Source organism: Pseudophaeobacter sp. C1-32P7 (assembly GCF_041008775.1).
Taxonomy (GTDB): domain Bacteria; phylum Pseudomonadota; class Alphaproteobacteria; order Rhodobacterales; family Rhodobacteraceae; genus Phycobacter; species Phycobacter gallaeciensis_A.
This window is the reverse complement of record NZ_JAXGFR010000002.1, coordinates 38,877-65,514: the sequence shown is the minus strand read 5'-3', so window position 1 is coordinate 65,514 and position 26,638 is coordinate 38,877. Positions and strand designations below refer to the sequence as shown.

The following is a 26,638-nucleotide window of genomic DNA, read 5'->3' as shown; positions in this document are numbered from 1 at the left end:
ATGTCATGAGATCATAAGATCGGTCAGCCCGCCGCCCTCTAAGAGCAGGGTCAACGGTTGGGAGAGGTCAAAATCAGGGCTCGCTTGCAGGGCCGCCTCATAGGCTGCCCCGATGCTTTGACCCTGGATCAGGGCGTCGATCCAATCAGCGCCGCCGGGGTGCAGCGGCTGGGCGATGGGATCGAATTCGGGCCGGGTAATCAGCACGTCCTGCGCCTCGGCTCGGGGTTTGGGGGCGTCGGGCTGCGTGGCGAAACGCCAGATGTCATGCAGCGGCCAGTCGGAGCGCAGCAGTTCCACCGCCGGGGCAATTCCCACCTTCAGTGACATCAGCACATCAGGGGACATCCCGGCCAGCGCATCCCGTGCGGCGGGCGTTGCGTCGGCTGCGTGGTAGGAGCGGCGCAGCGCAAGTTCGAGACGGGCCACATCGGGCAAGTAGCCCAGATGGTTCAGTTGCTGCATCCCGGCCAGAAAATCAGGGAAATCGCCGCCGAAATGCATCATCAGGGGCGAGGCGGGCGGGTGCTTGCGAAAGTAAAGCCCGGCAAGCCCGTCCATGTTCTCCTTGCCCAAAAGGCCCGCGATCGCCGGGAACCCTTCGTGCAGGGCTTCTGTCAGAGAGGCCGCCACATTGTTGCGGTAGACCGAAAACCGGCGACCAGCCGGACGGCCAACACCATCCGACAGCCCATCCGGAATCGGGGCATCCGGCGCCAGCAAGGCGCTGACAAAACCTGTTTGCGACAGTTTCATCTTGCCACCTGTGCCGGGGCAACTTTCGACAGGGCCTGATCCGCGCGCATTGCCTCGTTCCGCAGAATGGGCCAGTCCGGCACATCTGTGTCCCATTCGATCAGAACAGGTTTGGGACCGGATTTGGCCAAGGTGTAGTCGAGCAGAGACCAGACAGGGTCCACAACTTCGCGCCCGTGGCTGTCGATCAGCAGTGGCGCGCCGTGATCGTCTTCATCTTCGTCGTGCCCGCCCAGATGGATTTCGCCAACCTTATCGAGCGCGAAGGCGTCGATATATCCGGTGGGCGAGAACCCGAGATTGGTCGCTGAGACAAAGACGTTGTTGACGTCCAGCAGCAGACCGCAGCCCGTGCGGCGGCTGATTTCGGCCAGAAATTCCGGCTCGGACCAGTCGCTTTCATCAAAGGCGAGATAGCTGGAGGGATTTTCCAGCAGCATGCTGCGTCCGATGGTGGTCTGCAGTTGGTCGATGTGATCGCAGATCCGCTCTAGCGTCTCTGTAGTATAGGGCAGGGGGAGCAGATCGTTCAGGAAATGGCTGTCATGGGTGGACCACGCCAGATGCTCAGAGAAGCTCGCCGGGATCAGCCAGTTCACCAGCTTTTTCAACCGCGCAAGGTGGTCACGGTCCAGCGGCGCTTCACCACCAATCGACAGGCCCACGCCGTGCACGGAAATGGCAAACCGTTCGGCCAGATGACGCAGCTGCGCGATAGGGCGTCCGCCGTCGCCCATGTAATTCTCGGCATGGATTTCCAGCCAGCGCACTGGTCCGGGGCCGTGTTCATCCGTCACAGACCGGATCAGGGCGTCAAAATGCTGCGGCTTGTACCCCACGCCGGGGGTCGTCGGCAGTTGGTTGGGAAGTACGGCGTCCAGCATGGCGTGTCCTGCTCGTCTGGTCGTGGCTTGGGGCGGGGCGAAAATGTGAAGGGCGGGCAGGCGCGCGCCCTTCACGAAATCAATTATTATGCGGGCAGGTCGCGTTCCAGCGGCTCAAGCGAGCCTTTGCGCGCGGTGCCGTCTGCCATTTCCGGCAGTTCGATTTCGGCGCAGGTGCCTGCGTCGACCAGGGTCCAGGCGTTGCCCTGATAGTCAACGACCGAGCTGCCCGCGCAGGTGGTGCCGGGGCCGGCGGCGCAATCGTTCTGGCCGGCCAGGGAGATGCCGTAGCACTTTTCCTTGCTCTGCGCAGCGGCAGGCATGGTGGTTGCAGCGGTCAGGGCAGCGGCAACCGCGCTGGCGACGGCGAGGGATTTTGCGTGGTTCGACATATGAAGTCCTCCTCAACGGGTTTTGCGGTATATCGAGTATACCCTTGGGGTACGTGAAAACCCTAACCCAGGTCCGGAGGTCTTTAAATTCACGAGGCTGTGTGTCACGCGGGCGTCAGGAAGTGTGACAGTCTGGTAGTGTTTAACCATCTGATTGGGAACGTTAATCAACTATAAAATGAAAACCGGCCCCCGATTGGGAGCCGGTTTTTGATAGCGGTAGCCGCAATTGTTACAGCAGATCCGGCGGCGTGGCCTCAAGGCCCAACGATTTTGTTACATCGGCGAGGGTTTCGACCTTCGTCTGTTTTTCACCGAGGCGCCGCACGGAAACGGTGCGCTCTTCGACCTCGCGGTGGCCGACCGCCAGAATCACCGGCACCTTGCCCAGCGAATGTTCGCGGACCTTGTAGTTGATCTTCTCGTTGCGGATGTCCGCCTCGGCGCGCACGCCTGCGGCTTTTAGCGTTTCCACCACTTCTGCAACGTAATCATCGGCTTCCGAGGTGATGGAAGCGACAACCACCTGACGCGGCGCCAGCCAGAACGGCAGCTTGCCCGCGTGTTCCTCGATCAGGATGCCGATGAAACGTTCGAAGGAGCCGAGCGTTGCGCGGTGCAGCATGAAGGGACGATGCTTGGCGCCGTCCTGACCCACATAGGTCGCTTCGAGGCGTTCGGGCAGGTTGGGGTCCACCTGAAGCGTACCGCACTGCCAGTTCCGGCCGATGGCATCGGTCAGGGTGAATTCCAACTTGGGACCATAAAAGGCGCCTTCGCCTTCGAGGATCTCGAAATCATAGCCGGCCGCCTTGCAGGCATCGCCAAGCGCTTTTTCCACGAAGTCCCAGCTTTCGTCGCTGCCGATGCGTTTCTCGGGGCGGGTCGACAGTTTGATGGTCCAGTCGTGGAAGCCAAGGTCGGCGTAGATCTTCGACAGGAAGTCGATGAAACGCGCAGTTTCGCTTTCGATCTGATCCTCGGTGCAGAAGATGTGGCCGTCGTCCTGTGTAAAGCCGCGCACCCGCATGATGCCGTGCAGCGCCCCAGAGGGTTCATAGCGCGCACAGGAGCCGAACTCGGCCATGCGCAGCGGCAGATCGCGATAGGATTTCAGACCCTGATTGAATACCTGCACGTGGCAGGGGCAGTTCATCGGTTTCAGCGCGTTTACGGCCTTTTCCCGGGCATGGTCCTCGTCCACTTCGACGATGAACATGTTTTCCTGGTACTTGTCCCAGTGCCCCGAGGCTTCCCACAGTTTGCGGTCAACGACCTGCGGCGTGTTCACCTCGACATAGCCGCCGCGTTCCTGCTGACGGCGCATGTAGTCCTGCAGGGTGGTGTAAACCTTCCAGCCGTTCGGGTGCCAGAACACCTGACCGGGGGCCTCTTCCTGCATGTGAAAGAGGTCCATCTCGCGGCCCAGCTTGCGGTGGTCGCGCTTGGCAGCTTCCTCAAGCATGGTGAGGTAGGCTTTCAGCTTTTCCTTGCCGGTGAAGGCGACGCCATAGATCCGCTGCAGCATGGCGCGGTCGCTGTCGCCGCGCCAATAGGCGCCTGCGATGGACATCAGTTTGAAGGCATCGCCCGGCACCTGTCCGGTGTGCTGAAGGTGCGGACCCCGGCAGAGATCCTGCCAGTGGCCGTGCCAGTACATGCGCAGCGGCTCGTCGCCCGGAATGGCATCGATCAGCTCGACCTTGTAGGGCTCGTTGTTGGCTTCGTAGAATTTCACCGCACGTTCGCGGTCCCAGACCTCGGTGGTCACGGGTTCGCGCTTGTTGATGATTTCCTTCATCTTCTTTTCGATGGCGCCAAGGTCTTCGGGGGTGAAGGGTTCGGCGCGGTCGAAGTCATAGTACCAGCCGTTTTCGATCACCGGGCCGATGGTGACCTTGGTCTCGGGCCAGATTTCCTGCACCGCGCGCGCCATGATATGCGCCAGATCGTGACGGATCAGTTCATTCGCCTGCTCTTCGTCCTTCATGGTGTGCAGGGCAATGGAGGCGTCGGCCTCGATGGGCCATTGCAGATCCCAATGCTTGCCATCGACAGTGGCCGAAATTGCTTTCTTGGCCAGCGAGGTCGAAATATCGGCAGCCACTTCGGCAGGGGTTACGCCTGCGTCATAGGATCGTGAATTGCCATCGGGAAGGGTGAGAGAGATCTGGGCCATATCGGCTGCTCCTCGTCGGTTTGGCGCCCACTGAACGCCCGGTTGCGGGTTATGGTGTCTGTGCCCCTTTTTGACTGAGGCGCTGGCGCTGTCAACCACTGCGGACTGTCATTGTGCCACCTCTGACAACGGCGAGGAGGCCAGAGCATATTGGTTTTCTTTCCATTCTTGCCTTTTGACGGGCGCGGGGCCACGATCCCCGTGTGTTTTGTCCGATTGCCCGATTAGAAAGAGCACCATGCATAGTTTTGAAGAGATATTGGACTTGGCGGCGGATCGCCATGGCGGCCCCGAGGCAATTGCGGCCATGCTGCCGACGATCCGCCCCAAGGCGGAGGTGGCAGAGATCCCGGATGCAATCTGGCTGCAGGCCATGGCGATGCGGATCTTTTCGACCGGCATGAACACAAAGATGATCGAGGCCAAAGAGGACGATATCGTTGCCGCCTTCGAGGGGTTCGAGGTGGGGCGCGTGGCACTGATGTCCGATGAATGGTTTGATGCGCTGTTGCAGGACAAGCGGATCATTCGCAACGCCCCGAAACTGCGCGCCATTCAGGAAAACGCGGTTTTCATTCAAGAGGTCTCGGCAGAGGCGGGTGGTTTTGGCCGCAAGATCGCCGACTGGCCGGATGACCGGTTTGGGGAACTGCTATTGTGGCTCAAATCCGAAGGGTCCCGGTTGGGCGGCACCACCGGCGGCTATGTCCTGCGGCAGATGGGGCGCGATGGCTATGTCTCTACCAAAGACGTGGTCGCCCGTCTTGTCGCTGAAGGGGGGATATCGGGCCCGCCGGGATCAAGAAAGGCCATGCTGGCGGCGCAGGAGGCATTCAATACATGGCAGGCGCAGTCGGGGCGGCCGCTGGCAGAGATTTCCCGCATTCTCGCGCTTAGCATATAAGCCCGCCCGCCGGTGGATGGCGGGTTTTGCATATGGCGCCACGACATGGCAGAGGAATGGCGAAAGACATGACAGAAGGACACGCGAGATGACGGCCAACTATCTGGAGACGCCCCAAGGGCGGCGCATCGCCTATCACAAGACCGAGGGTGCGGGGCCGGTGATCGTATTCCTTGGCGGGCTGAAATCCGACATGGAAGGCACCAAGGCCATCCATCTGGAGGCCTGGGCGCAGGCGCGGGGGCGCGCCTTTCTGCGGTTTGACTATTCGGGTCACGGGGAAAGCTCGGAAACCTTCGAGGATGGCTGCATTGGCGATTGGCACGAAGACACGCTGGCGGCCGTTGCGGCGCTGACCGAAGGGCCCATCGTCCCGGTTGGTTCCTCCATGGGCGGCTGGCAGGCGCTGCTTCTGGCGCGCGCCGTACCCGAACGCATCGCCGGGATGGTCACCATCGCTGCAGCGCCGGATTTCACCGAGGATGGATACTGGGCGAGTTTCACCGATGCGCAGAAGGCCGAACTCGACGCGCAGGGTTATGTGGAGCTGCCCAGTGATTACATGGAACCCTACCGCATTTCCCAACGGATGATCGAGGATGGGCGCACCCGCCTGGTCCTGCGCAGCCCGCTGGCGTTGCCTTTCCCGGTGCGCTGCCTGCAGGGCACCGCCGATACTGCCGTCTCCACCGAGACCGCGCTGCGGCTGCTCGATCATGCGGAATGCGCCGATATGCGGCTGACGCTGGTCAAGGATGCAGACCACCGGTTTTCCGATGAGGCCTGCCTGAAGCTGATCGAGGCGGCGCTGGAAGAGGTGCTTGGCGTTTCATGATACGGCGGGGGGCAAAATGGCTGGTCCGCGCCGGGTTGGCCCTGTCGGCCGCCGGGGCGGCGCTCTGGGCCTTTGGGCCTTATGAACCGGTGGACCTTTCAGCCTCTTTCGAGCCGCGCCGTTTTGGCGAAGGGGTCGGTGTCTATTTCGAAACCGTCGAAAGCGCCTATTCCGATATCACGCCCGGTGCGGAAAAACGGGTGATCTGGGCCGGACAGCCCGAAGTGCGAACGCCGCTGTCGGTGGTCTATATCCACGGCTTCTCTGCCACCTCCGAGGAAATCCGCCCGGTGCCGGATCGGGTTGCGGCGGCGCTGGGTGCGAACCTTGTCTATACCCGGCTGGCGGGCCATGGGCGCCCCGGCGCGGCGATGGCCGAACCAACGGTCAACGATTGGATGCAGGATGTGGCCGAGGCCCTGGCGGCGGCGCGTGCGGTCGGCGACCGGGTGGTGGTGATCGCCACCTCAACAGGGGCGACGTTGATGACCGCCGCGGCGCTTGATCCGGCGCTCTCGCAGGATCTGGTGGGGCTCGCAATGATTTCCCCGAACTACGGCGTCAATCATCCGGCAGCGCCGCTGCTAACCTGGCCCGCTGCGCGCTATTGGCTGCCGCTACTGGTAGGGAAAGAACGCAAATTTCCGGCGCGCAGCCCGGAACATGGTCGGTTCTGGACCACCTCTTACCCATCCGTGGCGGCGGTGCCGATGGCGGCGCTGGTGCGCGCGGTGATGGCGTTGCCAGTGGAGAAGGCGCAGATTCCGGCGCTTTTCTGGTATTCCCTGCAGGACCGCGTGGTCCGCCCGGATTTGACCACTGGAGTGGCGGCGCGCTGGGGCGGGCCGGTCGAGGTGAAGAACCACACGCCCGGCCCTGGTGATGATCCCTATGCGCATGTCATGGCCGGGGATATCATGTCGCCGGGCCAAACCGAGGCCGCCGTTGAGGATATCCTGTCCTGGCTGGCCGATCTGGAGGTGAAGTGATGGAACAGAGGATTAGCCTGATCACCCTGGGGGTGCCGGATATGGAGGTGGCGACGTCTTTTTACGAGGCGCTCGGCTGGCAAAGGGCGCAAAGCCCGGATGGGGTTGTTGCCTTCGATCTGATTTCGCAGACGCTGGGCCTTTATCCGATTGAAAAGCTGGCCGAGGATATCGGTCTGCCGGTAGAGGCGCTGGGGACCGGGGCGATGACGCTCAGCCACAACACCCGCAGCGCCGAAGAGGTGGACGTGCTGATGGAGGCCGCCAGAACTGCGGGGGCAGAGGTGCTGCGCCCCGCGGGCGAGGTGTTCTGGGGCGGATACATCGGGTACTTCCGCGCGCCGGATGGCCATATCTGGGAAATCGCCCATAATCCGTTTTCGCCCCTGTCTGAAGATGGCGCCTTTCGCTGGAATGGATTTCCCGAGGCGGATTGATCTCTAATTGACCTCTAACTTCTTGCAATTTCAAAAAACTCTCTACAAAGTTGCAGTATGAGACCTGTGTGACCTTGCGGCAGACTGCAGGGCGCAGAACAGCGAGGCACCGCAGATGCAATACACCACCTCCCCGGATGCTTCGGCCCAGCTTGGATCAGAACCTCTGGTGCTGCTGCCCGGGATGATGTGCGATGCGCGCGTCTTTGCACCGCAGATCGAGGCGCTTTCGGCCTATCTGCCGGTCACGGTGGCGCCACTGCTGGGCGGTGACCGGATTGAGGCGATTGCCGCGCACATCCTGAACATGCTGCCCGAACGGTTTGCCTTGGCCGGGCTGTCCATGGGCGGGATTATCGCGCTTGAGATCCTGCGCCGTGCGCCGGATCGGGTCAGCCGCCTGTGCCTGATGGACACGACGCCTCTGGCGGAAACTCCGGCGCAGGCCGCCGAACGGGAGCCGATGATCGTGGCGGCCCGCACCGGACGGCTGGAAGAGATGCTCGCCAAGGCCCTGCCTGCGGATTGCCTGGCGCCCGGACCTGGGCGGCTGGAGGTTCTGAACACGGTGCGGCAGATGGGGATGCATCTGGGCAGCGATCTGTTCGTCGCGCAAAGCCGGGCCTTGCAGCGGCGCATGGATCAGCAGGGCGTGGCCCGGCGCTGTCATGTCCCGACGCTGATCCTGTGCGGCGAATATGATCGCCTGACGCCCGTCAAACGGCATGAATTTCTGGCCGACCTGATCCCGCATGCAGAGCTGGAGGTGATCTCTGGTGCAGGGCATCTGCCGGTGCTCGAGCAGCCCGAGGCGGTGAGCCGGGCGCTGCTGTACTGGTTGTCTCGCGCGCCGGACGCGGCCCATCAGGCCTGATCCGGCGTTCCCGGCAGACTATCGATGTGGGGTGAGGGGGGCTTCAGCCCTGTGTCAGGGCGTCTCGGTCTGCCTTGCTCAGCACGATTGGTTCGCTCACTGGGCGGCCTGTTTCAATGTCAAAGAAAGGAGTCTCTTTCCACTTGCCGGACAGGCGCGCGGTGATCATGCGGCGGAACAGGGCATAGACCATCGTTCCGGCGCCCTTGGTGCGGGGCGGTCTGCCCGGCTGGGGTTCAAAGGCGCGGGTGCGGATCTTGCCGAAAATCTCAGGCTGGGCGAACAGATTGGTACGCATCCCGGCGAAGGGCAGGCCGGGTTTCTCAAGCGTGTTGGCGAAGGGCATGCCGCAGCAGCCTGCGTACCAGCGAAACAACCCCTTGGGGCTGAGCCGCATCAGGCGCAGTTCCTCCGCGCCTTGGGTGATGTGGATGCCATCCGGCGACATCTGGAAGAGCGCCACCGGACCCGGGGCAGGATCCGGCCTGTGGTGATAGAGCTCGTTGGCACGGCAATCGGCGCAGAAACAGGCGATATGGGTTCCGGACTTCAGTGCCTCTGGCGTGATGTATCCCTGCATTGTCCCGCAAGAACAGGAGAAGGCGCGGCCTGAATGGTCCTGCTCTGACGCCATCGGATCAGACCGCTGCGATCTTGGGTTTGCTCCGCTTTGCCTTACCCTTTGGACGGCTGTTGGCATTCATGAATTCAATCACCAATGGCCGGATGTTGTTGCGCCAGCTGCGGCCCGCAAAGATCCCGTAGTGACCGGCGCCCGGTTCCACATGGCTGGCCTTTTTCGAATCCGGCAGGCCGGTGCAAAGGTCCAGCGCCGCGATACATTGGCCGGGGGCGGAGATGTCATCATTGGCGCCTTCGACGGTCTTGACCGCCACATCGGTGATCTTTCCGATATCGACCTTGTGACCATCGACGACGAATTCGTTCTTGGCGATCTCGCCTTTCTTGAACACGCGGTCCACGGTCGACAGGTAGAATTCCGCAGTCATGTCCATCACCGCCAGATATTCGTCATAGAACCGGTTATGGGCGTCGTGATCAGAGGCTTCGCCGCTGCTGACCCGCTGGATCTGATCCATGAAGGCTTTGGAGTGGCGGTCCATGTTCATCGACATGAAGGACGAGAGTTGCAACAGGCCCGGATAGACCTTGCGGCCGACGCCTGCGTATTTGAAACCGACCCGCTGGATCATGGTCTCCTCAAGCTGGCCCATGGTGACGCGGCGGCCGAAATCGGTGACTTCGGTCGGCGTTGCATCCGGGTCCACCGGGCCACCGATCAGGGTCAGGGAGGACGGCTGCGCCTCGGGGTCCTGCTCGGCCAGATAGGCGGTGGCGGCGAGGGTCAGCGGGGCGGGCTGGCAGACGGCGATGACATGGGTTTCAGGACCCATCTCGCGCATGAAATCCACCAGATAAAGGGTGTAATCCTCGATGTCGAACTTGCCAGCGGAGACCGGGATGTCCCGGGCGTTGTGCCAGTCGGTGACATAGACCTCGCAGTTCTCCACCAGGCTTTTGACCGTCGAGCGCAGCAGGGTTGCGTAGTGTCCGGACATCGGCGCCACCAGCAGCACCTTGCGCGGCTGCACTTCGCGGCCGACGACACGGAAATGGATCAGATCGCCAAAGGGGCGTTCCAGAACCGTGTCGATTTCGACGGTATGGTCCTTGCCGTCTTCACAGGTGAAGGTGCCGATGCCCCAGTCGGGCCGGGCAACCATGCGCTGAAAGGTGCGCTCCGTGACCTCACCCCATGCGGCCAGCCAGTTGAGCGCCGGATTGGGGATCGCGGAAAACGCCGGATAGGATGCCATCGACAATGCGGTCGCCCCCAGCCACTGGTTCATGTTCCGGGTCGTTTCCATCAGGTCGTAGGACATCATGTAGCGCATGGGTGTCTCCTTTAGGTGTCCGCCCTGCAACCCATTATCATAAATCATGGGCGGATTAAGTGCAGAGATTAGAACTTGCTGTCACTTTCTCGTAGACTACCTGAGCAAGTATTCTGCATAGCAGAAAGATTAGGGGGGATTCCTTAAGATGACAACAAGTGACGTGCAGGGTGCCGGAACTTCTCCAGAACACATTGATCGACTTAAGGAAAATTTAGAAAAGGTAGAACATCTGTCGAAACGGCTGGTCGAGGTGATGGCAAGCAAGAAGCCGCATCATCCCGGACTGGACGGTCCGAATCAGGAATTGTTCGCACGTGCAGCAACGTCTTACTGGGCTTCTATGCTGCAAAACCCGGCAAAGCTGCTGGAACATCAGATCGAATATTGGGGCAAATCGGTGCTGAATTTCGCCGAGGCCCAGCAGGCGCTGGCCGGGCAACAGGACGGGGAAGGCGACGATGCACCCTCGGACCGCCGCTTCACCAACCCGATGTGGGACAAGAACCCCTATTTCCGCTTTATCAAGCAGCAGTATATGACCAATGCCGCCGCTATCCGCGAGGCTGTTGACGAGGCGGGCGATCTGGACCGGGTTGACCGGCAGCGGCTGTCCTATTTCGCGGACCAGATCATTCATATGATGGCGCCGACCAATTTTCTGCCCACCAATCCGGATGCGCTGGAGCGGGCTTTGGAGACCGAGGGCCAGTCGCTGATCAAAGGGCTGGAAAATCTGGTCGCGGATCTCGAAGCCAATGATGGCGAGCTGGTGGTCCGGCTGGCGGATGATACCGCCTTTGAAATTGGCCGCAATCTGGCCACCACCCCGGGTGAAGTCGTCTATCGCAACCGCATGATGGAGCTGATCCAGTACCGCCCGACCACGGATACGGTGCATGAAACGCCGATCCTGCTGTTCCCGCCCTGGATCAACAAGTTCTACATTCTTGACCTCAAGGCGCAGAACAGCCTGATCAAATGGGTCACCGATCAGGGCTATACCTTGTTCGTGGTCTCTTGGGTCAATCCGGATGCCTCCTATTCGGATGTGGGGCTTGAGGATTATGTGCAGGACGGTTTCCTGACCGCGATCGAGCAGGTGAAGGAGATCTGCAAGGTCAAACAGATCAACGCCGTCGGATATTGCATCGCTGGCACAACGCTGGGTCTGACCCTGTCTCTGCTGAAACAGCGCGGCGACAAATCGGTGAAATCGGCGACCTTCTTTACCGCGTTGACCGATTTTGACGATCAGGGGGAATTCACGCCCTTCCTGCAAAACGATTTCGTGGATGCCATTGAGGAGCAGATCGGCGACGATGGCATGCTGCCCTCCTATATCATGGCGCGGACCTTCTCTTTCCTGCGCGCCAATGACCTGGTCTACGGGCCGGCGATCCGCAGTTATATGATGGGAGAGACGCCGCCTGCCTTTGATCTGCTCTACTGGAACGGCGATGGCGCCAACCTGCCGGGCAAGATGGCGATCCAATACCTGCGTGGGCTATGTCAGGGAAACCAGTTTGCCAAGGACGGTTTTGAGCTGCTGGGGCACAAGCTGCAGCTCAAAGATGTCGACATTCCGCTGATGGCCGTCACCTGCGAAACGGATCACATCGCCCGCTGGAAGGACTGCTATCGCGGCGTGCAGCAGATGGGATCGCGCAGCAAGAACTTCATCGTTTCCCAGTCGGGCCATATCGCGGGCATCGTGAACCCGCCCACCCGCAACAAGTATGGTCACTATACCAATGACGATCTGAAACTGGATGCCGCTGCCTGGATGGAAGGCGCAACCTTCCATGAAGGATCCTGGTGGCCGCGCTGGGAAGCCTGGCTGAAAAAGCGTTCGGGCAAGCAGGTTCCGGCCCGCGAACCGGGTGATTCGACCCATCCGCCACTGGTGCAGGCCCCCGGCGACTATGTGCGCAAGATGGTAAAGTCCTGATATTGCTGCGGTTCCCATAATTTTTCTGCATTGCAGCAAAAAAATCTTGAAATGCTGCGATGCAGAAAGCATATTGTTGTCAGACACAGCGGGCGGGCATCTCCCTGCCACGGCAACGAGAGGAACTAGTACGATGGCTAAGACCCAAGATTTTACCGCGATGATGAAAGACATGATGGGCGCATTCCCCATGGACACCAAGGCCATGGAAGATGCGTTCAAGAGCTCTGCTGCTCTGAATGAAAAGCTGGCCGCCGTTGCGATCGGTGCTGCCGAGCAGTCCGCCGAGATTTCGACCAAATGGACCAAAGACACCCTGTCCAAGATGGGCGCGATGTCCAAAGTTCAGGCCGAGCCTGCCGACTATGCCAAAGCCGCAACCGATTTCGCCAGCGCCTCTGCTGAAGTGGCTGCCAAAAACATGGCTGCCTTTGCCGAAGTCGCCAAGAAAGCACAGACCGACACCGTCGAGCTGCTGATGGCCGCAGGCAAGGATATGAGCGAAGAAGCGACTGCCGCCGTGAAAAAGGCCACCGAAGAGGTGACCACCGCAGCCAAGAAAGCTGCAACCAAATAAGAAAGTCCACAAGACGGCACCAGCTCTCCTCCCAATCAGTGCCGGATTGTGATGAAAGGGCAGGCCACGCGGGCCTGCCCTTTTTATATTGTGGAACGGTCTTTTCGGACTGTTGCTTTTGTGGCCGCCGATGCAGGCTGTCAGAAGGTGGCCATCGAATAACAACGGTATCGTGGTGTCCAGCCACACAGGCGCCGCAGCTTTTCCGCGCACATCTGCTGGTCCAGCGTCGGCCCCTCGGCCCAGGCCCCGTATTTACACAGAACGTGTTTGAGCGTGCGCACCATATACCCGCCCGCATGATCCGTCTGCTGCGCGATATGGGCGACGATGTCCGATGCCGCGACGCCGCTTTGGGCGCAGGCGTTGAATTCCCCCGTCAGATCGGGACGCTCCAACAGGATGCGATAGGCCACCGCCAGATCGTAACGATGCACCAGCGGCCAGCGGGTATTTAAACTGCCCCAGATTTCGATCGGCTGATCGCTGCGGGCTGCGGTCAGATAGCGTTCGAAGACGCCGCCATCCTCGTGATAGACCATACCGGGATGGATCACGGCGCCTGAAACCCACTTCGCCTGCAGTACTGTCCGGCTTTGTTCTGTCATCCAGGCGAAACTGGCAATCGGCCGTTTGGGCGAGGTTTCATCGGCAATACGGTTGCCGGTTGCGCCATAGAGCCAGCAACCGCCCGTATAGATCAATCTCAGCGGGGTGCCCCGATCCGCGGCATGATCAAGGATCGCCTCTATGGCGCGCTCGTCGGTCTCTCCCATGTCCTGATCAAAGGTCGCGGCGGCCTGCACAACGGCATCGACCTCTTTCACCACGGGCGCCCATGCCTCAGGCTGCCGCAGGTCACCGGGCAGGGGGCTACCGCCAAGGGCGGCGATCTTCTGCGCGCTGGCCTCTGATCTGACCAGACCGATTACCTGATGGCCCCGGCCGACCAGTTCACGCGTGATGGCGGTTCCGATTGATCCTGTCGCGCCAAGCAACAATACCCGCATGTTTCGTCCTTCGGTCTGAAACTGATTGTGAGGTCTGGGGTAAAATCTCAAGTATACTTTAGGTCAAGGTGGTTTTCTTGATGTGAAGACAGTTTTGACCGATGGTTCACAAAGGCGGATCAGAGGGACAGTGAGAACAATTGTTTTCCAAAGCGGCGCGAGGCTTTTCTTTTGTTCTGCGCTCGCATAGGGTTTCTGCAATGCATCATGTCTGGGGAGGTATGACCATGGCGGAACAGGAAAAACCCCTGCTTATCAAACGCTACGCCAGCCGTCGGCTGTATAACACGGAGACCAGCGACTACGTCACGCTGGAGGATATTGCTGGGTTTATCCGGGATGGACGCGAGGTCCAGATCGTCGACCTGAAAACGGGGGACGACCTGACACGCCAGTATCTGCTGCAGATCATTGCAGAACACGAAAGCCGCGGAGAAAACGTGCTGCCGGTGAATGTGCTGAATGATCTGGTCCGCAGCTATATGGTGCCAGGCGGCGGGGTAATGCCGCAGTTCCTGCAGACCTCATTCGATATGCTGCGCGACAGCCAGTCCAAGATGATGGAAAACATGTCGGCGATGAACCCGATGGCCACCATGCCGGGGTTCGAAGCGATGAAGGTTCAGCAGGAAGCTTTCCTCAAGGCAATGACCGGTGGCCTGTCCGGCGGCTGGAGCGGCGGCAGCGGCCCGGAACCGGAAGGCGCGAAATCGGATGCTGATGGCGAAGAAGATCTGGAATCGATCAAGCGCCAGCTGAGCGAATTGCAGGACAAGCTTTCGAAGATAAAGTGACGGACGCACGAGAAAGCGTCTGATCCGATGAAAGAGAAAAACCCGGGGCAAGCCCGGGTTTTTTCGTATCTAGGGTCAGGCTTTACTGCGCGATAAGTCTGCAAGGGGCGGTAGGCTCCCACCCGATCCCGGACACCCCATTGGGGGATCCGGATCCGTTGGGCTCGGCGCCGGGCGGTCGCCCGGCGGAGCAGACCGCCGGGCCGGTTCAGGCGGCGACCCGTTCCATGGTTTCGCTGGCGGCAGTGAGTAGGATGTCGACGATCACGTCCAGCTCATCCTTGGTGAGGCGGACCGGAAGGCGCACGTCGCAGGCTTTCATCAGCATTGCGCGGGTCTGCGGCAGCTCGGGCAGGTCCTTGAGGAACTGCCAGTTCCAGAAGGCGCGGGCGTTGTCCTCGGAGAGGCCGAAGACCTGCACCTTGACGCCTTTTTCCGCGGCGGATTTGGAGAAGGCCCTGATGTCGTCCTCGGTCATGCCAACCAGATTGAACTGGATCGAATCCGGGGCGCGCTGTTCGGGCGCCAGCGGGGCGGGCACATCGAAATAGGGCGCGGCGTTCAGACGGGCGGCGACGTAATCGTGATTCTTCAGACCATCGCGGACCCGGCGGGCCAGTTCCGGGATCTGCGGGCGGATGACGGCAGCCGACAGATTGCTCATCCGGAGGTTATAAAGCGGCAGCTGGTTCTGCCACTTGGCAAAGGCCTGCGCCAGATCCGGGGTGTTTTCGCCGCGGGGGCCTTTGTGCTTTTGCCAGTTGTGCTCATAAGCGCCGGACATGATGACCGCGCGGGCGACCAGTTCGGCATCATCGGTGATCAAGATGCCGCCTTCACCTGCGTTGAGCATCTTGTAGGACTGGAAGGAGAAGCAGCCGATCCGGCCGATGGTACCGATGTTCTGACCGTTCCAGGTGGTGCCAAGCGAATGCGCCGCATCTTCGATCACCGGAATGCCGCGCGCATCGCAAAGCGCCATGATCGCGTCCATATCCGAGGTGTGACCGCGCATGTGGCTGATGATGACAGCCGCGATATCCTGATCCAGACGGGCCTCAAAATCGGCCATGTCGATGCGGTAGTTCTCGCCAACTTCGCAGAGGACCGGAACGCAGTCGGCATGTACCACCGAAGAGGGCACCGCGGCGAAGGTGAAGCCGGGGATCAGGACGCGGGCATCGCGCGGCAGGTCCAGCGCCTTCAGCGACAGGAACAGCGCAGCCGAGCAGGAAGAGACGGCGAGGGCATATTTGCAGCCAATGAGTTCTGCGAATTCCTGTTCCAGCAGGGCAACAGGGGCATCCTGGGGCGCGGTATAGCGAAACAGATCGCCGGATTGCATCAGCGCATCAATGGCTTCGCGGGCTGCTGCGGGGATCGGTTCGGCGTCGTGAACATTCGGTGGCTGCGTCATATTTCAATTTCCCAAATGGATCATTTCATAAATCTAAAACAATGGGCGCGCAAAGCCAAGGCCGACGGTGCATTTCCCGGCGCAGGGGTGAAAATTTCACAGAACTGTTGCGAAGGCGCGCAGAGCGACAACGGCCAGAAGGCACGGGGTGCGTTCTGGCCGTCGGTCCCGGCAGGGGATGGTAAAAGAGGAGGGGATCAGAGCCGGATCAGATACCAAGCCGGTCGCGCAGTGCGTACCAGGTCATGGCGAGGGCCAGCAGCGGTGAGCGCATGCGCGGTCCGCCTGGGAAGGCCGGAGCGGGAACCCGCGCCATGGTGTCAAAACCTTCGGCCTGCCCCTGAATGGCCAGCGCCATCAATTGCCCGGCGTGGGTGGCGGTGCCGACCCCATGGCCAGAATAGCCGGAGGCCGACAGGACATTTGGCGCCAGCCGTGCCAGATAGGGCATCCGTTTCATGGTGATGCCCAGCGTGCCGCCCCAGGCGTAATCGACGCGCACGTCGCTCAGATGCGGAAAGATCTGATGCATCGGCTTGCGTACCACGGCTTCGATATTGGCGGGGAAGCGATAACCATAGCTTTCGCCGCCGCCGAACAGCAGCCGCTTGTCATGGCTGAGGCGGAAATAGTTGACCACGAATTTGCTGTCCGCCACCGCCACGTCGCGGGTCAGCACTTGATTAGCGCGATCCCCCAAAGGCTCGGTTGCGACGATGAAATTATTGATCGGCATGACCTTGGCCGCGACCTGACGGTTGAGACCGCCAAGATAGCCGTTGCAGGCCAGGATCAGGTGGTCTGCCGTGACCGTGCCTTCGGCGGTGCGCACAGTGACCTCGGCGCCTTCGGTGATCTCCAGTGCCTCACTCTGCTCGTATATCTTGGCGCCTGCGGCCTCGGCTGCGCGGGCGAGGCCAAGCGCATAGTTCAGCGGGTGCAGATGCCCGGCGCCATGATCCAGAAAGCCCCCCTTGTAATCGGGCGAAGGGCAAAGCTTGAGGCATGCGTCGTCGTTCAGAACTTCGATCTGATCGTAGCCGTACCAATCCTGCAGGTGGCGCGCATAGTCGTGCAGATGCGACACCTCACTGCATGAGGAGCCGGTCCACGCCACGCCGGGTTTCAGGTGGCAGTCGATATCGTGCCGGGCGATCAGGGATTTGACAAGATCCTTGGCCTCTTCCCCCAGCCGCCAGAGCTTCAGGGCCTCGGCTTCGCCCATGAAGCTTTCCAGATCTTCCTGATCCATTCGCTGTCCGCTGCCGAGCTGCCCGCCATTGCGCCCGGAGGCGCCAAAGCCGACGCGGTGAGCGTCGAGAAGCGCAACCTCCATGCCTGCCTCCGCCAGATGCAGCGCGGCGGACAGGCCGGTGTAGCCCGCGCCGACGATGCAGACATCGGCCCGTATATCCCCGCGCAGGGCGTCATAGGGCTTTTGCTCTGTTGCCGTCGCATTGTACCAGCTGGCAGGGTACTGACCCTTGCGGTCGTTGGAATAAAGCAGGTTCAAAGCCATAGATTACCTCATGCGGGCGGGCGCGCCGCAGCAGCGGCACGGTGGTCGGGAAGTGGGCAGGAACGGTTGCTGCCTAGACGTTCAGCAGCAGGTGTTCACGCTCCCAGGGGGAGATCACCTGCAGGAATTCCTCGTATTCGCTGCGTTTGACGATGCCATAGACGCGCGCGAACTCGGGGCCGAGGATTTCGTGCAGTTCGGTGGCCGTATCGAACAGATCCAGAGCCTGGCCCATGACCTGCGGAATATCGCCTTCGCCCTCGTAGGCATCGCCCTTGAACTGGCGGCGCGGGCGCTCCTCCTGGATCAGGCCAAGATAGCCACAGGCCAGCGACACGGCGATCCCCAGATAGGGATTGCAATCCATGCCAGCGAGGCGGTTTTCCACCCGGCGGGCCGAGGGACTGGACAGCGGTACCCGGATGCCGGTGGTGCGGTTGTCGCGGCCCCATTCCAGATTGATCGGCGCGGCGTGATCCTTCACGTAGCGGCGGTACGAATTCACATAGGGTGCCATCACTGCGATCCCGGCGGGCAGGTGGTTCTGCAGACCGGCGATAAAGTGATAGAAGGCGTCGGTTTCACCGCCTTGCGGTCCGGAGAAGATGTTCTCTCCGGTGGCCTTGTCGATGATCGAATGGTGGATATGCATGGCCGATCCGGGCTCATTCTCGATCGGTTTGGCCATGAAAGTGGCGAAACAGTCGTGGCGCAGCGCGGCCTCGCGGATCAGGCGTTTGAAGTAGAAGACCTCATCAGCCAGTTTCACCGGATCGCCGTGGCGCAGGTTGATTTCCAGCTGCCCGGCGCCGCCTTCCTGGGTGATGCCGTCGATCTCGAACCCCTGTGCCTCGGCGAAATCGTAGATATCGTCGATCACCGGGCCGAATTCGTCCACGGCCGTCATGGAATAGGCCTGTCGCGCCGCCGCGGGGCGGCCCGAGCGGCCCATCATCGGTTTGATCTCATGGGCCGGGTCGACGTTGCGGGCAACCAGGAAGAACTCCATCTCGGGTGCCACCACCGGCTCCCAGCCTTTGTCGTGGTAGAGTTGCACAACGCGTTTCAGCACGTTGCGGGGCGAGCAGGCAATTGGGTTGCCGTCGCGGTCAAAGGCATCGTGAATGACCTGAAGCGTCCAGTCCCCGGTCCACGGCGCCGCCGTGGCGGTGGTCATGTCGGGATAAAGCGTCATGTCCTTTTCGATGAAGCCATCCTCGTCGGCGGCCTCACCCCAGTCCCCGGTAATGGTCTGGTAAAAGATGCTGTCGGGCAGGTGGAAATATTCCTGCTTGGCGAATTTGGTGGCCGGGACAGCCTTGCCGCGGGCGATGCCCGGCAGATCCGAGATAACGCATTCCACCTCGTCAAGACGACGGCCCTCCAGGTAGGATTTGGCGGCGTCGGGAAGCGTATCGAGCCAGGCGGACATCAGGTCCTCTCTTTCTTCAAAAACTCTGCGAGGAAGGTTGCGATCTTAAGGTTGTCTACGGGGGTGCTGAGGCCTGCGGCTGCGCCCTCCAGAATGGGGGCCGGCACTACGCCGCGGCCGCGTTTCTCGATCAGCCCCTGTACGAAACTGTTGGAAAATTCCGGGTGGGGCTGCACGGTCCAGATGTGGTCACCGTAGGCTAGGATTCCGTTTTCGCAGAAATCGTTGCCGGCCAGCACCCGGGCGTTTTTGGGGCGGGTCACAACCTGATCCTGATGCCAGGCGTTCAGGGTCACCGGCTGGCCGTCCTGTTCATAGGTCACGTGACCCACCGCCCAGCCGCCATCGAATTTGGCGACCTTGCCGCCGAGGGCCTGTGCGATGATCTGATGTCCGAAACAGATCCCTGCCATGGGGCGTTTCGCGGCGTCGATCTTGCGGATCAACTCCTCTAGCGGCGGGATCCAGTCGTGGTCTTCATAGGCGCCGTGTTTGGATCCGGTGATGATCCAGCCGTCCGCCGCATCGGGACCGTCCGGGAACGCCCCATCGACTACGGCCCAGGTCTGAAATTCAAAACCGTGCCCGGCCAGCAGGTCGCAGAACATCTGGTCGTAATCACCTGAGCTGTCGATCAGGTCGTCCGGGGCATGGCCGGTTTGCAGAATGCCGATTTTCATGGGTCACCAAATTTGATCAAATTTACTGTAGCCGAGCCATAAAGGCCAGGCAAGGGATCATACCGCTTCGAGCCAGGACAGCCAGTGGCTCTCTTTAGGGCGGCGGGCGAATTCCTCCAGTTCCTGCCGTTTTGTCATCACCAGATTGCGGATCGCGGTTTTTGGCAGGATGCGGGCGATGATGGGATCGCTCTCGAACAGGTCGATTGCTTCCTGCCATGTCGCGGCAAGCTGCGGCAGGCCCTTGATGTCATAGATATTCCCACTCGAGGGGGCAGGCGGCTGCATTGCGTCCTCGATCCCGACAAGGGCCGCGCCAAGTACAGTGGCCAGCATCAGGTAGGGGTTGATGTCCCCGCCTGCGGCGCGGTGTTCGATCCGGCGCGCCTTGGGGCTGCCGCCGGGAATGCGGATTGCGGCGGTACGGTTTTCATAGGCCCAGGCCGCGCTGGTTGGTGCATGGGCGCCGGGGATCAGCCGGTCATAGGAATTGCCGTGGGGCGCAAAGATCAGGGTGCTGGCGGGCATTGCGGCCAGACAGCCGGCCACCGCGTTCAGGAGCAGCTCTGACCCGGCGTCGGTGCCATTGTCGAAAATGTTGTTTCCAGCCTCATCGACCACTGAGAAATGCACGTGCATGCCATTACCGGCTTCCTCGGCATAGGGTTTCGCCATGAAGGTCGCCGCAAACCCGTGTTTGCGTGCCAGACCTTTGATCAAGGCCTTGAACAGCCAGGCATCGTCGGCGCAGCGCATGGCATCCTGATGGTCAAGGTTGATCTCGAACTGGCCGAGGCCGGCTTCGGAGATGGCGTCCTTGGCGGGAATGCCCATCGCCTCGGCGCCCTCGTAGACATCGGAAAAGAAGGCGTCAAAGGCGTCGAGCTCGGCCACCGACAGAACCGATTGCTGGTCTAGCTCGCGTCCGGTGAGCGGATCAATCGGCGGGCCGGGTTGGGCGCCGCCATCATCCACAAGGTTGAATTCCATCTCGGTGGCAGCAACCACACTCCATCCCCGTGCCGCATAGCGCTGCAGAACGTGAGCCAGAACCTGACGGGGGTCGCCCATGAACGGCGTTCCATCCTCAAGCATCATGGTCATCGGAACCAGGGCGGACGGCGTGCTGAGCCAGGGCATGGGCACGGCGCCCCGGTCCGTGGGCAGCAGGATGCCATCGGCATCGCCGGTCTCGAACACAAGCGGGCTGTCTTCGATGTCGCGCCCCCAGATATCCACGTTGAGCACCGAGACCGGCATGCGCGCGGTGCCATCATCCAGCTTATGTGCTGCGCTTGCGGGCATGCGCTTGCCGCGCATCTGTCCGTTCATGTCACAGGCGGCAATGCGGACGGTTCTGAGGCCGGACAGGTCCATGGGGGGGCTCCATTGTTTCTGACCATAGTTCTACCCGAGCCGCGTAAAGACGCAATCAAAATTTGATCAAAAATTGTCGCAGCCGCGCCTGCGCACAAAAAATGGCCCCCGAAGGAGCCATTTTCAAAGTGCTATTCCGTGGCGGCGTTCAGCGGATAAGGCTTGGCCTGAACCGCATTTTGACCCGTCTTTCCTTCGGTACGTGCCGGTTCAGTCTTTTGTTCACAAGGCCAAACAGACCTATGATCAAAAGCGTCAGCAGGATGAAATAGAAGGCTAGGATCGGATAGGGCACAAAGGGGTTGAAGGTCTTGTCCGCAAAGTAATTCGCGTAGTAGAGCGCATCGCCCTTTTGCCGCCAGGCTGGGAAGCCGGAGAAGAAGACCAGCGTCGTGGCGTGGAACAGGAAAATCGCCTCGTTGGTGTAGGACGGCCAGGCGAGACGCATCATCGTCGGCCACATGATGCGCCGGAACCGGTGCCAGCCCGACAGGCCATAGGCGTCCGCCGCCTCGATATCGCCCTTGGGGATGGATCGCAGCGCACCATAGAAGATCTCGGCGCTATAGGCCGAGGTGTTGAAGAACAGCACCACCAGCGCCCCCAACCAGGCCGAGGAGAAGGCATCAAGAATGGGCGAGAAGCCCTTCATTTCCAGGAACAGGAAATAGGCAAAGAAGAACTGGATGAAGAGTGGCGATCCCCGGAAAACGAAGATGAACCACTCTGCCGGTTTGCGCCAGACCGCGGAGGAGGAGTTCTTCGCCACCGCCAGGAGGTTGGCAAAGAAGAAACCGGTGATCACCGCAAGGGTGCCGAAATAGATGTTCCAGATCATCCCCGAACCGATCAGGGTGAAATGTTCGCACAGGGTGAAATCACTGCGCGGCAGCAGGCGTTCCCCGTAGCCAAGTGAGCGGAAGGCGTAGGCCTGAATGGTCTCGATACAGCTCATTTGGCTTTCCTCTGCGCTTCGCCGCCCAGGGTGGCTTGCCCATGCGACAGGCGGGTCGTGATCCGGGCCAGCACCACCTCTGACACCTTGGTAAAGGCGAGATAGAAGACCAGCAGCGCCAGGAAATACCACATGCGCCAGTCGCCGTGCGGGTAATCGGTGAACTTGGCCGTCTTGGAGCCGCCCAGTTCACGCGCCCAGTAGACGATATCCTCGACGCCCAGAAGGAACAGCAGCGGCGTCGCCTTGATCAGCACCATCCAGAGGTTCGACAGGCCGGGCAGGGCATAGGTCCACATCTGCGGCACCTGAATGCGCCAGAAGGCCTGCCTGCGTGTCATGCCATAGGCCTCGGCGGTTTCGATCTGCGGTCGCGGCACCGCGTTCATCGCGCCATAGAGCACGTTGGCTGCAAAGGCGCCGAACACGATGGCGAAGGTCACCACCGCAAGGGAGAAGCCATAGACCTCGTGGATCCACTGCGGTGAGGTGCCCAGCGGCATCTTGGCGATGTCGCAGACCAGAAAATCGCTGCCCTGGCGGATCGGTTGATCCCAGTCCGGGCATTTGACCTTGTGGCGCAGCCATTCAATTCCCTGATCCAGCGCGATGACGAAGAATAGGAAGAAGGCAATGTCGGGCACACCGCGCACGATGGCGATGTATCCCTTGCCGAACCAGGACAGGGGCGGGAAGTGAGAGCGGGCTGCGATAGCGCCACCAAAGCCGAACAGGAGCGCCAGCGGCGCAGTGATGGCGAGCAGCAGCAGGACCGTCCCGAAAGCGAGATAAAATCCCATGTGCTTTCCGGTGGTCAGGTAACATGACAGCCACTGGAGGCCCTCCAGGGTGGCCGGGTCTGAGCAATAGGCGAAAATGGCTGACCTCGTCGTCTATGTCACCCGCATCCCTCCTGACGGAGCCGGATCATGCGCGCAACGGGGGGAATACAGCAAAGGGGAGCAGTGCCCCCCTTTGCCAGTCTCTTGGAAAGGGCAGGCGTGGCTTACCAGGTGCCGCCGACTTCCCATTTGGTGATCAGCTCGTTCAGGCTGCCGTCTTCCTTCATCGAGGTGATGGCGGCGTCGAACTTGCCGCGCAGCTCGTCATCGCTTTCGCGGAAGGCCATGCCGATGCCACCGCCCAGCGGTACATCGTCACCGACGAAGACAAGGTCAGAGGCTTCGACTTCCGGTTCCAGGTAATCCTTGTCGGCCAGAACGGCATCGGCTTCGCCGGATTTCACGGCTGCGATGGTTTCATCCGGGGTCGGGTATTCCACCAGGGTCGCGCCGGTGTCGACCACGTGGTTGGCTTGGATGGTTGCGGTCTGGGCGGCGATGATGCCACCGGTCAGGTCCACATCGCTGGACATCGCGGCATAGGCCGAGGGCGACGGCGGTGTGTAGCCTTGGGTGAAGTCGACGACTTCCTCACGCTCTTCGGTGATCGACATGCCCGCGATGATGGCGTCGTAGTTGCCCGAGGTCAGGTTCGGGATGATCGAATCCCAGTCGTTGGTGACCCATTCGCAGGTCAGCTCGGCGCGTTTGCACAGCTCGTCACCCAGCTCGCGCTCGAACCCGTCCACTTCACCCTTGTCGTTGATGAAGTTGTAGGGAGGGTAGGCGCCCTCGGTGCCCAGACGCACGGTATCTGCCAGTGCCACGCCCGCAGTCAGGGCCAGGGCGGCGGTGCCGAGAAGAATGGATTTCATGAGTATACTCCCGTTTTGGTTGGTTATTGGTCGTTTTATTGGTTTTAGCGTTTGGTCGAAGACAGGAAAGCCTTCAGTCGTTCGGATTTGGTGTTGCCAAAGACCTCGGCCGGGGTGCCTTGCTCCTCGATCAATCCTTGATGCAGGAACACGACGTGATCGGAGACGTCCTCTGCCATCTTCATGTCGTGGGTCACGATCATCATGGTACGGCCTTCGGCGGCCAGATCCTTGATCACCTTGACGACTTCCTGCTCCAATTCCGGGTCGAGCGCCGAGGTGGGTTCGTCGAACAGCAGGGCTTCGGGCTCCATGCACAGAGCGCGGGCGATGGCGGCGCGCTGCTGCTGGCCACCCGACAGTTGCGCCGGGTAGACGTCGCATTTGTCGCCGATGCCGACCTTGTCGAGATATTTGCGCGCAGAGGCTTCAACCTCGGCGCGGTCGCGTTTCAGCACCGTCAGCGGCGCCTCCATCACGTTTTGCAGGATGGTCATATGGGACCACAGGTTGAACTGCTGGAACACCATCGACAGGTTGGTACGGATGCGCAGAACCTGTTTTGCGTCGGCAGGGCGACGGTTCAGGCCGCTGCCGACCCATTTGATCGGCTCGCCCTTGAACAGGATTTCCCCCTGCTGACTGTCTTCCAGAAGGTTGCAGCAGCGCAGCAGCGTCGATTTTCCAGACCCGGATGAGCCGATCAGCGACACCACGGCGCCGCGCGGGGCGGTGATGTCGACGCCCTTGATGACCTCCAGATCGCCATAGGATTTATGCAGACCGCGCATCTCCAGAACCGGAGTGGCGTCGGGTGCAGTTTTGCTCGCAGGCGTTGCTTTGGTCGTTGTTTCGGTCAAGGTGCGCGTCGTCCGGTTGGATAAAATTTTGTCTTATTGGACCCAAAAAAAGCCGAATTGCAATGTTCAAACCGCACAAAGATCCGTGGTTTCCTGCGAAACGGTCAGGCCTGCCGACAAAACGGACAATGCATCAGGCCTTGGCGCGGGCGCGGATCTTTTGTCCGGTCAGCACCGGGCCGGGCGGTGTCGGCACCGCCAGATAATCGGACATGGGAATTTGTACGATGCCCTTGAGGTGCAGCGTCGCCAGCGTGTCCTCGTCGAGGTTGGAAATCGCGGTTTCAATCGCCTTGTACAGCACGTCCGGAGCGTTCCCGATGGCCGTGATAAAGGGCAGGCCGGGGGTCTCCGCGGTGCGCTCAAAGGCCTGAAGGTCGGCGGCGAAATCGTCGTATTTCTGCATCATTTCCCAGGACAGGACATCTAGGGCAGCAAAATCGGCGCGCCCCTCTGCCACGGCCAGCGCGGAGTCCCGGTGGCTGCCTGTTTCCAGCAACTCGCCCGGCAACATGCCCTCATCCTGCATGTGGATCAGCGGTCCAGCCCAGCCGGATTGCGACAGGCCGTCGTTATAGGCAAAGATCTTGCCATCAAGCTGGCTCAGGCGGGAGACATCTGCATCCTTGCGGGCAACAAAGACGCTGTAGTAATGCCCCGGCGCGCAGCCTGCGTGGCCGTAATCGGCGGTCCCGATCAGCTGTACCTCGCCGTATAGACGGGTGCGCAGCGGGCAGCCGCAGGTCTGGGCCAGCAGCAGGTTCTTTGCCGTCCAGGCGCTCCAGGGATCGCTTTTGCGGTCCAGCGCCTCCGGGACGTCCCACTCACCGGCCAGGGCCTCACGTATTGCCGCCCAAAAACGGTCATTGGCCTCGGCGGTTTCCGGGCGGTCGTACATTCCAAGAAAAGCAATCACAGTGCAGCCTCCGCACGTTGTCTGGCCAGGGCGCTGTCCCGGTCGTTCACCCCAAGCAGGCTGGAGGAGAGCCGGAGTAACGTATCCTCGCTGTCATCCCTGTGGCCGTCAGCCAAGGCGACCATCCACAGCGCCTCGATCACCGCGGTGCGGTCCTCGTAGCGCACGGCATCCTTGATGGCGCGGGTGAAACGGACGGTGTCGGGGGCTTCGGCCTCCATCGCCTCTGCCTCTTCGCGCAGCAGGATCGCGCCTCCCATGTCCAGCCCGTAGCGGGATTGGTTGATGCGGTCGATCCGGTCCTTTTCCTCTTCGGAGTAGTTGTGATCCGATCGTGCGACGCGCACCAGAAGGGCGCAGAGGGCCAGTCGGGCGTCCTCATCCGCGAGGGTGACTTTCGCGGGGGACAGAAGGCGGTTCAGGAGGTCCTGGAACAAGTCTGAGTTTCCTCTGAGGCGTTGGCGAGTTTGCGGCGCGCCCGCTCCCGCGCGGTTTCGTTGTCGGCATAGGACAGGCCCATGGCCTTGCGGGCGTCTTCCACGATCTTGACTTCGCCCTCGTGTTCGTCGCCATCCGCAAGCACCACTTCCCACAGGGCGTCCAGCGCCGCGAGCCGTTCGTCAAGCCCGGTGGTTTCGCGGATCAGGCGGCCGAATGTATCGGTCTCGGGCGCTGCGGCGTGCAATTTTTCGCAGCTGGCGCGCACCTTGGCCGCTTCAATGGCGTTATGCTGATATAACCGCGCCAGAATCCGGTCGATCAGGCTGATCTCTTCCAGTTGATATTCCCGGTCGGATTGCGCCACGCGCACCATCAGCGCCCCGAGGGCCAGTTCAGCGTCGGGATCCGGCAGCGCCGGGGGCTGCGGCGGGCGGAAGGCTTGAAAGAGCTTTTTGAGCATGAGATCAGGATACCCTGCAACGCCGGTGGGGCCAACAGTTTCTAACCGTCGTAGCCTTCGATGATTTCCATGTCGCCGGTCGAGACCGGATCGCGCAGCGCCTTGGCGTCTTGATAGGCGACCGAGTCGTAGCAGGCCTTTGCGGTGTCGAAATCCTTGAATTCGATCACGACGGTACGGGCGCGTGTTTGTCCTTCGCGGACTTCTTTCGCGCCGCCGCGCACCAGGAATTTCGCGCCGTATTCGGCAAAGGGCGCCGCGTTGGCCGCCACGTAGTCCTTGTAACGCTCCATATCGTCAACATCGACATGGGCAACCCAATATCCCTTTGGCATTCGGAATCCTTTTTGTCTTTTTGATAAGCTG

The 26,638-nt window shown here is 61.0% G+C and carries 28 protein-coding genes; 8 read left to right on the top strand and 20 right to left on the bottom strand.

Going from position 1 to position 26,638, the window contains the following annotated elements; translation table 11 throughout:
- Positions 1–3: 3 nt before the first annotated feature.
- The 4 genes from SM763_RS03180 to thrS all read right to left on the bottom strand — a co-directional run bounded on the left by SM763_RS03180 (position 4) and on the right by thrS (position 4,211).
- The gene (locus SM763_RS03180; protein ID WP_347509661.1) at positions 4–756 is read right to left on the bottom strand and encodes an HvfC/BufC family peptide modification chaperone; all 753 of its coding nucleotides are present in this window, start codon (positions 754–756) and stop codon (positions 4–6) included.
- A complete protein-coding gene (bufB, locus tag SM763_RS03175) occupies positions 753–1,640 on the bottom strand; it encodes an MNIO family bufferin maturase (RefSeq protein ID WP_347509662.1) in 888 nt (295 codons plus the stop codon). Before bufB ends, SM763_RS03180 begins: the two co-directional genes overlap by 4 nt.
- A gap of 86 nt (positions 1,641–1,726) precedes the next feature.
- Entirely contained in the window at positions 1,727–2,032 is a 306-nt protein-coding gene (locus SM763_RS03170; RefSeq protein WP_065270710.1) for a BufA1 family periplasmic bufferin-type metallophore, read from the bottom strand.
- 232 nt (positions 2,033–2,264) lie between these two features.
- On the bottom strand, positions 2,265–4,211 hold the full coding sequence (gene thrS, locus SM763_RS03165; protein ID WP_274828403.1) for a threonine--tRNA ligase: 1,947 nt from the start codon (positions 4,209–4,211) through the stop codon (positions 2,265–2,267).
- A gap of 238 nt (positions 4,212–4,449) precedes the next feature.
- On the opposite strand from thrS, the gene SM763_RS03160 reads away from it, so the two are divergent.
- The 5 genes from SM763_RS03160 (at position 4,450) to SM763_RS03140 (ending at position 8,250) form a co-directional block, all read left to right on the top strand.
- Positions 4,450–5,115 carry a DNA-3-methyladenine glycosylase I gene (locus SM763_RS03160; RefSeq protein ID WP_347509663.1) on the top strand — a complete coding sequence of 222 codons (666 nt, stop codon included), beginning with the start codon at positions 4,450–4,452 and terminating at the stop codon, positions 5,113–5,115.
- Between the two features lie 88 nt (positions 5,116–5,203).
- Positions 5,204–5,950 carry an alpha/beta fold hydrolase gene (locus SM763_RS03155; protein ID WP_347509664.1) on the top strand — a complete coding sequence of 249 codons (747 nt, stop codon included), beginning with the start codon at positions 5,204–5,206 and terminating at the stop codon, positions 5,948–5,950.
- On the top strand, positions 5,947–6,939 hold the full coding sequence (locus SM763_RS03150; protein WP_347509665.1) for an alpha/beta hydrolase: 993 nt from the start codon (positions 5,947–5,949) through the stop codon (positions 6,937–6,939). The genes SM763_RS03155 and SM763_RS03150 overlap by 4 nt, the downstream gene beginning before the upstream one ends.
- Entirely contained in the window at positions 6,939–7,376 is a 438-nt protein-coding gene (locus SM763_RS03145; RefSeq protein ID WP_274832542.1) for a VOC family protein, read from the top strand. The genes SM763_RS03150 and SM763_RS03145 overlap by 1 nt, the downstream gene beginning before the upstream one ends.
- A 115-nt stretch (positions 7,377–7,491) precedes the next feature.
- Positions 7,492–8,250, top strand: a complete 759-nt coding sequence (locus SM763_RS03140; RefSeq protein WP_347509666.1) for an alpha/beta fold hydrolase — start codon at positions 7,492–7,494, stop codon at positions 8,248–8,250.
- Between the two features lie 43 nt (positions 8,251–8,293).
- On the opposite strand, the gene SM763_RS03135 is transcribed toward SM763_RS03140, so the two are convergent.
- Together SM763_RS03135 and phaZ are read right to left on the bottom strand one after the other, a co-directional pair.
- Complete coding sequence (locus SM763_RS03135; protein ID WP_347509667.1) at positions 8,294–8,884, bottom strand: DUF6151 family protein; 591 nt, start codon at positions 8,882–8,884, stop codon at positions 8,294–8,296.
- 4 nt (positions 8,885–8,888) lie between these two features.
- Entirely contained in the window at positions 8,889–10,166 is a 1,278-nt protein-coding gene (gene phaZ / locus SM763_RS03130; protein ID WP_065270700.1) for a polyhydroxyalkanoate depolymerase, read from the bottom strand.
- A gap of 148 nt (positions 10,167–10,314) precedes the next feature.
- On the opposite strand from phaZ, the gene SM763_RS03125 reads away from it, so the two are divergent.
- Positions 10,315–12,117, top strand: a complete 1,803-nt coding sequence (locus tag SM763_RS03125; protein ID WP_065270699.1) for a PHA/PHB synthase family protein — start codon at positions 10,315–10,317, stop codon at positions 12,115–12,117.
- 133 nt (positions 12,118–12,250) lie between these two features.
- Positions 12,251–12,694, top strand: coding sequence for a phasin, PhaP (locus SM763_RS03120; protein ID WP_347509668.1), 444 nt, complete (start codon positions 12,251–12,253; stop codon positions 12,692–12,694).
- 140 nt (positions 12,695–12,834) lie between these two features.
- Here the strand turns inward: SM763_RS03120 and SM763_RS03115 are convergent, their stop codons facing one another.
- Positions 12,835–13,704: an NAD-dependent epimerase/dehydratase family protein gene (locus SM763_RS03115; RefSeq protein WP_274835682.1), complete on the bottom strand. Its 870-nt coding sequence runs from the start codon at positions 13,702–13,704 to the stop codon at positions 12,835–12,837.
- 227 nt (positions 13,705–13,931) lie between these two features.
- Between SM763_RS03115 and phaR the strand changes: the two genes are divergently transcribed.
- Positions 13,932–14,498, top strand: a complete 567-nt coding sequence (phaR, locus tag SM763_RS03110) for a polyhydroxyalkanoate synthesis repressor PhaR (RefSeq protein ID WP_065273509.1) — start codon at positions 13,932–13,934, stop codon at positions 14,496–14,498.
- Positions 14,499–14,706: 208 nt separating this feature from the next.
- On the opposite strand, the gene SM763_RS03105 is transcribed toward phaR, so the two are convergent.
- The 13 genes from SM763_RS03105 to SM763_RS03045 form a co-directional block, all read right to left on the bottom strand.
- Positions 14,707–15,915: a DegT/DnrJ/EryC1/StrS family aminotransferase gene (locus SM763_RS03105; protein ID WP_274838508.1), complete on the bottom strand. Its 1,209-nt coding sequence runs from the start codon at positions 15,913–15,915 to the stop codon at positions 14,707–14,709.
- Positions 15,916–16,123: 208 nt separating this feature from the next.
- Entirely contained in the window at positions 16,124–17,434 is a 1,311-nt protein-coding gene (locus SM763_RS03100; RefSeq protein ID WP_347509669.1) for an NAD(P)/FAD-dependent oxidoreductase, read from the bottom strand.
- 73 nt (positions 17,435–17,507) lie between these two features.
- A complete protein-coding gene (locus tag SM763_RS03095) occupies positions 17,508–18,866 on the bottom strand; it encodes a glutamine synthetase family protein (protein ID WP_065270694.1) in 1,359 nt (452 codons plus the stop codon).
- Positions 18,866–19,546 (bottom strand): type 1 glutamine amidotransferase, encoded by a 681-nt coding sequence (locus tag SM763_RS03090; RefSeq protein WP_347509670.1) that lies wholly within the window; start codon positions 19,544–19,546, stop codon positions 18,866–18,868. Before SM763_RS03090 ends, SM763_RS03095 begins: the two co-directional genes overlap by 1 nt.
- A gap of 57 nt (positions 19,547–19,603) precedes the next feature.
- Positions 19,604–20,923: a glutamine synthetase family protein gene (locus tag SM763_RS03085; RefSeq protein ID WP_065273508.1), complete on the bottom strand. Its 1,320-nt coding sequence runs from the start codon at positions 20,921–20,923 to the stop codon at positions 19,604–19,606.
- 148 nt (positions 20,924–21,071) lie between these two features.
- Complete coding sequence (locus tag SM763_RS03080) at positions 21,072–21,878, bottom strand: ABC transporter permease (RefSeq protein WP_274832549.1); 807 nt, start codon at positions 21,876–21,878, stop codon at positions 21,072–21,074.
- On the bottom strand, positions 21,875–22,756 hold the full coding sequence (locus SM763_RS03075) for an ABC transporter permease (protein WP_347509672.1): 882 nt from the start codon (positions 22,754–22,756) through the stop codon (positions 21,875–21,877). The genes SM763_RS03080 and SM763_RS03075 overlap by 4 nt, the downstream gene beginning before the upstream one ends.
- Positions 22,757–22,884: 128 nt before the next feature.
- Complete coding sequence (locus tag SM763_RS03070; RefSeq protein WP_065270690.1) at positions 22,885–23,595, bottom strand: transporter substrate-binding domain-containing protein; 711 nt, start codon at positions 23,593–23,595, stop codon at positions 22,885–22,887.
- 44 nt (positions 23,596–23,639) lie between these two features.
- Positions 23,640–24,386: an ABC transporter ATP-binding protein gene (locus SM763_RS03065; protein ID WP_274832609.1), complete on the bottom strand. Its 747-nt coding sequence runs from the start codon at positions 24,384–24,386 to the stop codon at positions 23,640–23,642.
- 202 nt (positions 24,387–24,588) lie between these two features.
- Positions 24,589–25,371: a phosphate/phosphite/phosphonate ABC transporter substrate-binding protein gene (locus SM763_RS03060; RefSeq protein ID WP_274832550.1), complete on the bottom strand. Its 783-nt coding sequence runs from the start codon at positions 25,369–25,371 to the stop codon at positions 24,589–24,591.
- Positions 25,368–25,808 carry a tellurite resistance TerB family protein gene (locus SM763_RS03055; RefSeq protein ID WP_065270688.1) on the bottom strand — a complete coding sequence of 147 codons (441 nt, stop codon included), beginning with the start codon at positions 25,806–25,808 and terminating at the stop codon, positions 25,368–25,370. Before SM763_RS03055 ends, SM763_RS03060 begins: the two co-directional genes overlap by 4 nt.
- Complete coding sequence (locus tag SM763_RS03050; RefSeq protein WP_065270687.1) at positions 25,790–26,272, bottom strand: tellurite resistance TerB family protein; 483 nt, start codon at positions 26,270–26,272, stop codon at positions 25,790–25,792. Before SM763_RS03050 ends, SM763_RS03055 begins: the two co-directional genes overlap by 19 nt.
- A 41-nt stretch (positions 26,273–26,313) precedes the next feature.
- Positions 26,314–26,607: a DUF1330 domain-containing protein gene (locus SM763_RS03045; protein WP_065270686.1), complete on the bottom strand. Its 294-nt coding sequence runs from the start codon at positions 26,605–26,607 to the stop codon at positions 26,314–26,316.
- Between the last annotated feature and the right edge of the window lie 31 nt (positions 26,608–26,638).

Excerpts from the sequence above, each read along its gene's own strand:
- phaZ (WP_065270700.1), bottom strand. The coding sequence starts at position 10,166 with ATGCGCTACATGATGTCCTACGACCTGATGGAAACGACCCGGAACATG.
- SM763_RS03115 (WP_274835682.1), bottom strand. The coding sequence starts at position 13,704 with ATGCGGGTATTGTTGCTTGGCGCGACAGGATCAATCGGAACCGCCATC.
- SM763_RS03100 (WP_347509669.1), bottom strand. The coding sequence starts at position 17,434 with ATGGCTTTGAACCTGCTTTATTCCAACGACCGCAAGGGTCAGTACCCT.
- SM763_RS03070 (WP_065270690.1), bottom strand. The coding sequence starts at position 23,595 with ATGAAATCCATTCTTCTCGGCACCGCCGCCCTGGCCCTGACTGCGGGC.
- phaR (WP_065273509.1), top strand. The coding sequence starts at position 13,932 with ATGGCGGAACAGGAAAAACCCCTGCTTATCAAACGCTACGCCAGCCGT.
- SM763_RS03170 (WP_065270710.1), bottom strand. The coding sequence starts at position 2,032 with ATGTCGAACCACGCAAAATCCCTCGCCGTCGCCAGCGCGGTTGCCGCT.
- SM763_RS03120 (WP_347509668.1), top strand. The coding sequence starts at position 12,251 with ATGGCTAAGACCCAAGATTTTACCGCGATGATGAAAGACATGATGGGC.
- SM763_RS03150 (WP_347509665.1), top strand. The coding sequence starts at position 5,947 with ATGATACGGCGGGGGGCAAAATGGCTGGTCCGCGCCGGGTTGGCCCTG.
- SM763_RS03080 (WP_274832549.1), bottom strand. The coding sequence starts at position 21,878 with ATGAGCTGTATCGAGACCATTCAGGCCTACGCCTTCCGCTCACTTGGC.
- SM763_RS03180 (WP_347509661.1), bottom strand. The coding sequence starts at position 756 with ATGAAACTGTCGCAAACAGGTTTTGTCAGCGCCTTGCTGGCGCCGGAT.
- SM763_RS03160 (WP_347509663.1), top strand. The coding sequence starts at position 4,450 with ATGCATAGTTTTGAAGAGATATTGGACTTGGCGGCGGATCGCCATGGC.
- SM763_RS03065 (WP_274832609.1), bottom strand. The coding sequence starts at position 24,386 with ATGCGCGGTCTGCATAAATCCTATGGCGATCTGGAGGTCATCAAGGGC.
- SM763_RS03140 (WP_347509666.1), top strand. The coding sequence starts at position 7,492 with ATGCAATACACCACCTCCCCGGATGCTTCGGCCCAGCTTGGATCAGAA.
- SM763_RS03050 (WP_065270687.1), bottom strand. The coding sequence starts at position 26,272 with ATGCTCAAAAAGCTCTTTCAAGCCTTCCGCCCGCCGCAGCCCCCGGCG.
- SM763_RS03135 (WP_347509667.1), bottom strand. The coding sequence starts at position 8,884 with ATGGCGTCAGAGCAGGACCATTCAGGCCGCGCCTTCTCCTGTTCTTGC.
- SM763_RS03090 (WP_347509670.1), bottom strand. The coding sequence starts at position 19,546 with ATGAAAATCGGCATTCTGCAAACCGGCCATGCCCCGGACGACCTGATC.
- thrS (WP_274828403.1), bottom strand. The coding sequence starts at position 4,211 with ATGGCCCAGATCTCTCTCACCCTTCCCGATGGCAATTCACGATCCTAT.
- SM763_RS03155 (WP_347509664.1), top strand. The coding sequence starts at position 5,204 with ATGACGGCCAACTATCTGGAGACGCCCCAAGGGCGGCGCATCGCCTAT.
- SM763_RS03085 (WP_065273508.1), bottom strand. The coding sequence starts at position 20,923 with ATGGACCTGTCCGGCCTCAGAACCGTCCGCATTGCCGCCTGTGACATG.
- bufB (WP_347509662.1), bottom strand. The coding sequence starts at position 1,640 with ATGCTGGACGCCGTACTTCCCAACCAACTGCCGACGACCCCCGGCGTG.
- SM763_RS03095 (WP_065270694.1), bottom strand. The coding sequence starts at position 18,866 with ATGTCCGCCTGGCTCGATACGCTTCCCGACGCCGCCAAATCCTACCTG.
- SM763_RS03125 (WP_065270699.1), top strand. The coding sequence starts at position 10,315 with ATGACAACAAGTGACGTGCAGGGTGCCGGAACTTCTCCAGAACACATT.
- SM763_RS03045 (WP_065270686.1), bottom strand. The coding sequence starts at position 26,607 with ATGCCAAAGGGATATTGGGTTGCCCATGTCGATGTTGACGATATGGAG.
- SM763_RS03105 (WP_274838508.1), bottom strand. The coding sequence starts at position 15,915 with ATGACGCAGCCACCGAATGTTCACGACGCCGAACCGATCCCCGCAGCA.
- SM763_RS03145 (WP_274832542.1), top strand. The coding sequence starts at position 6,939 with ATGGAACAGAGGATTAGCCTGATCACCCTGGGGGTGCCGGATATGGAG.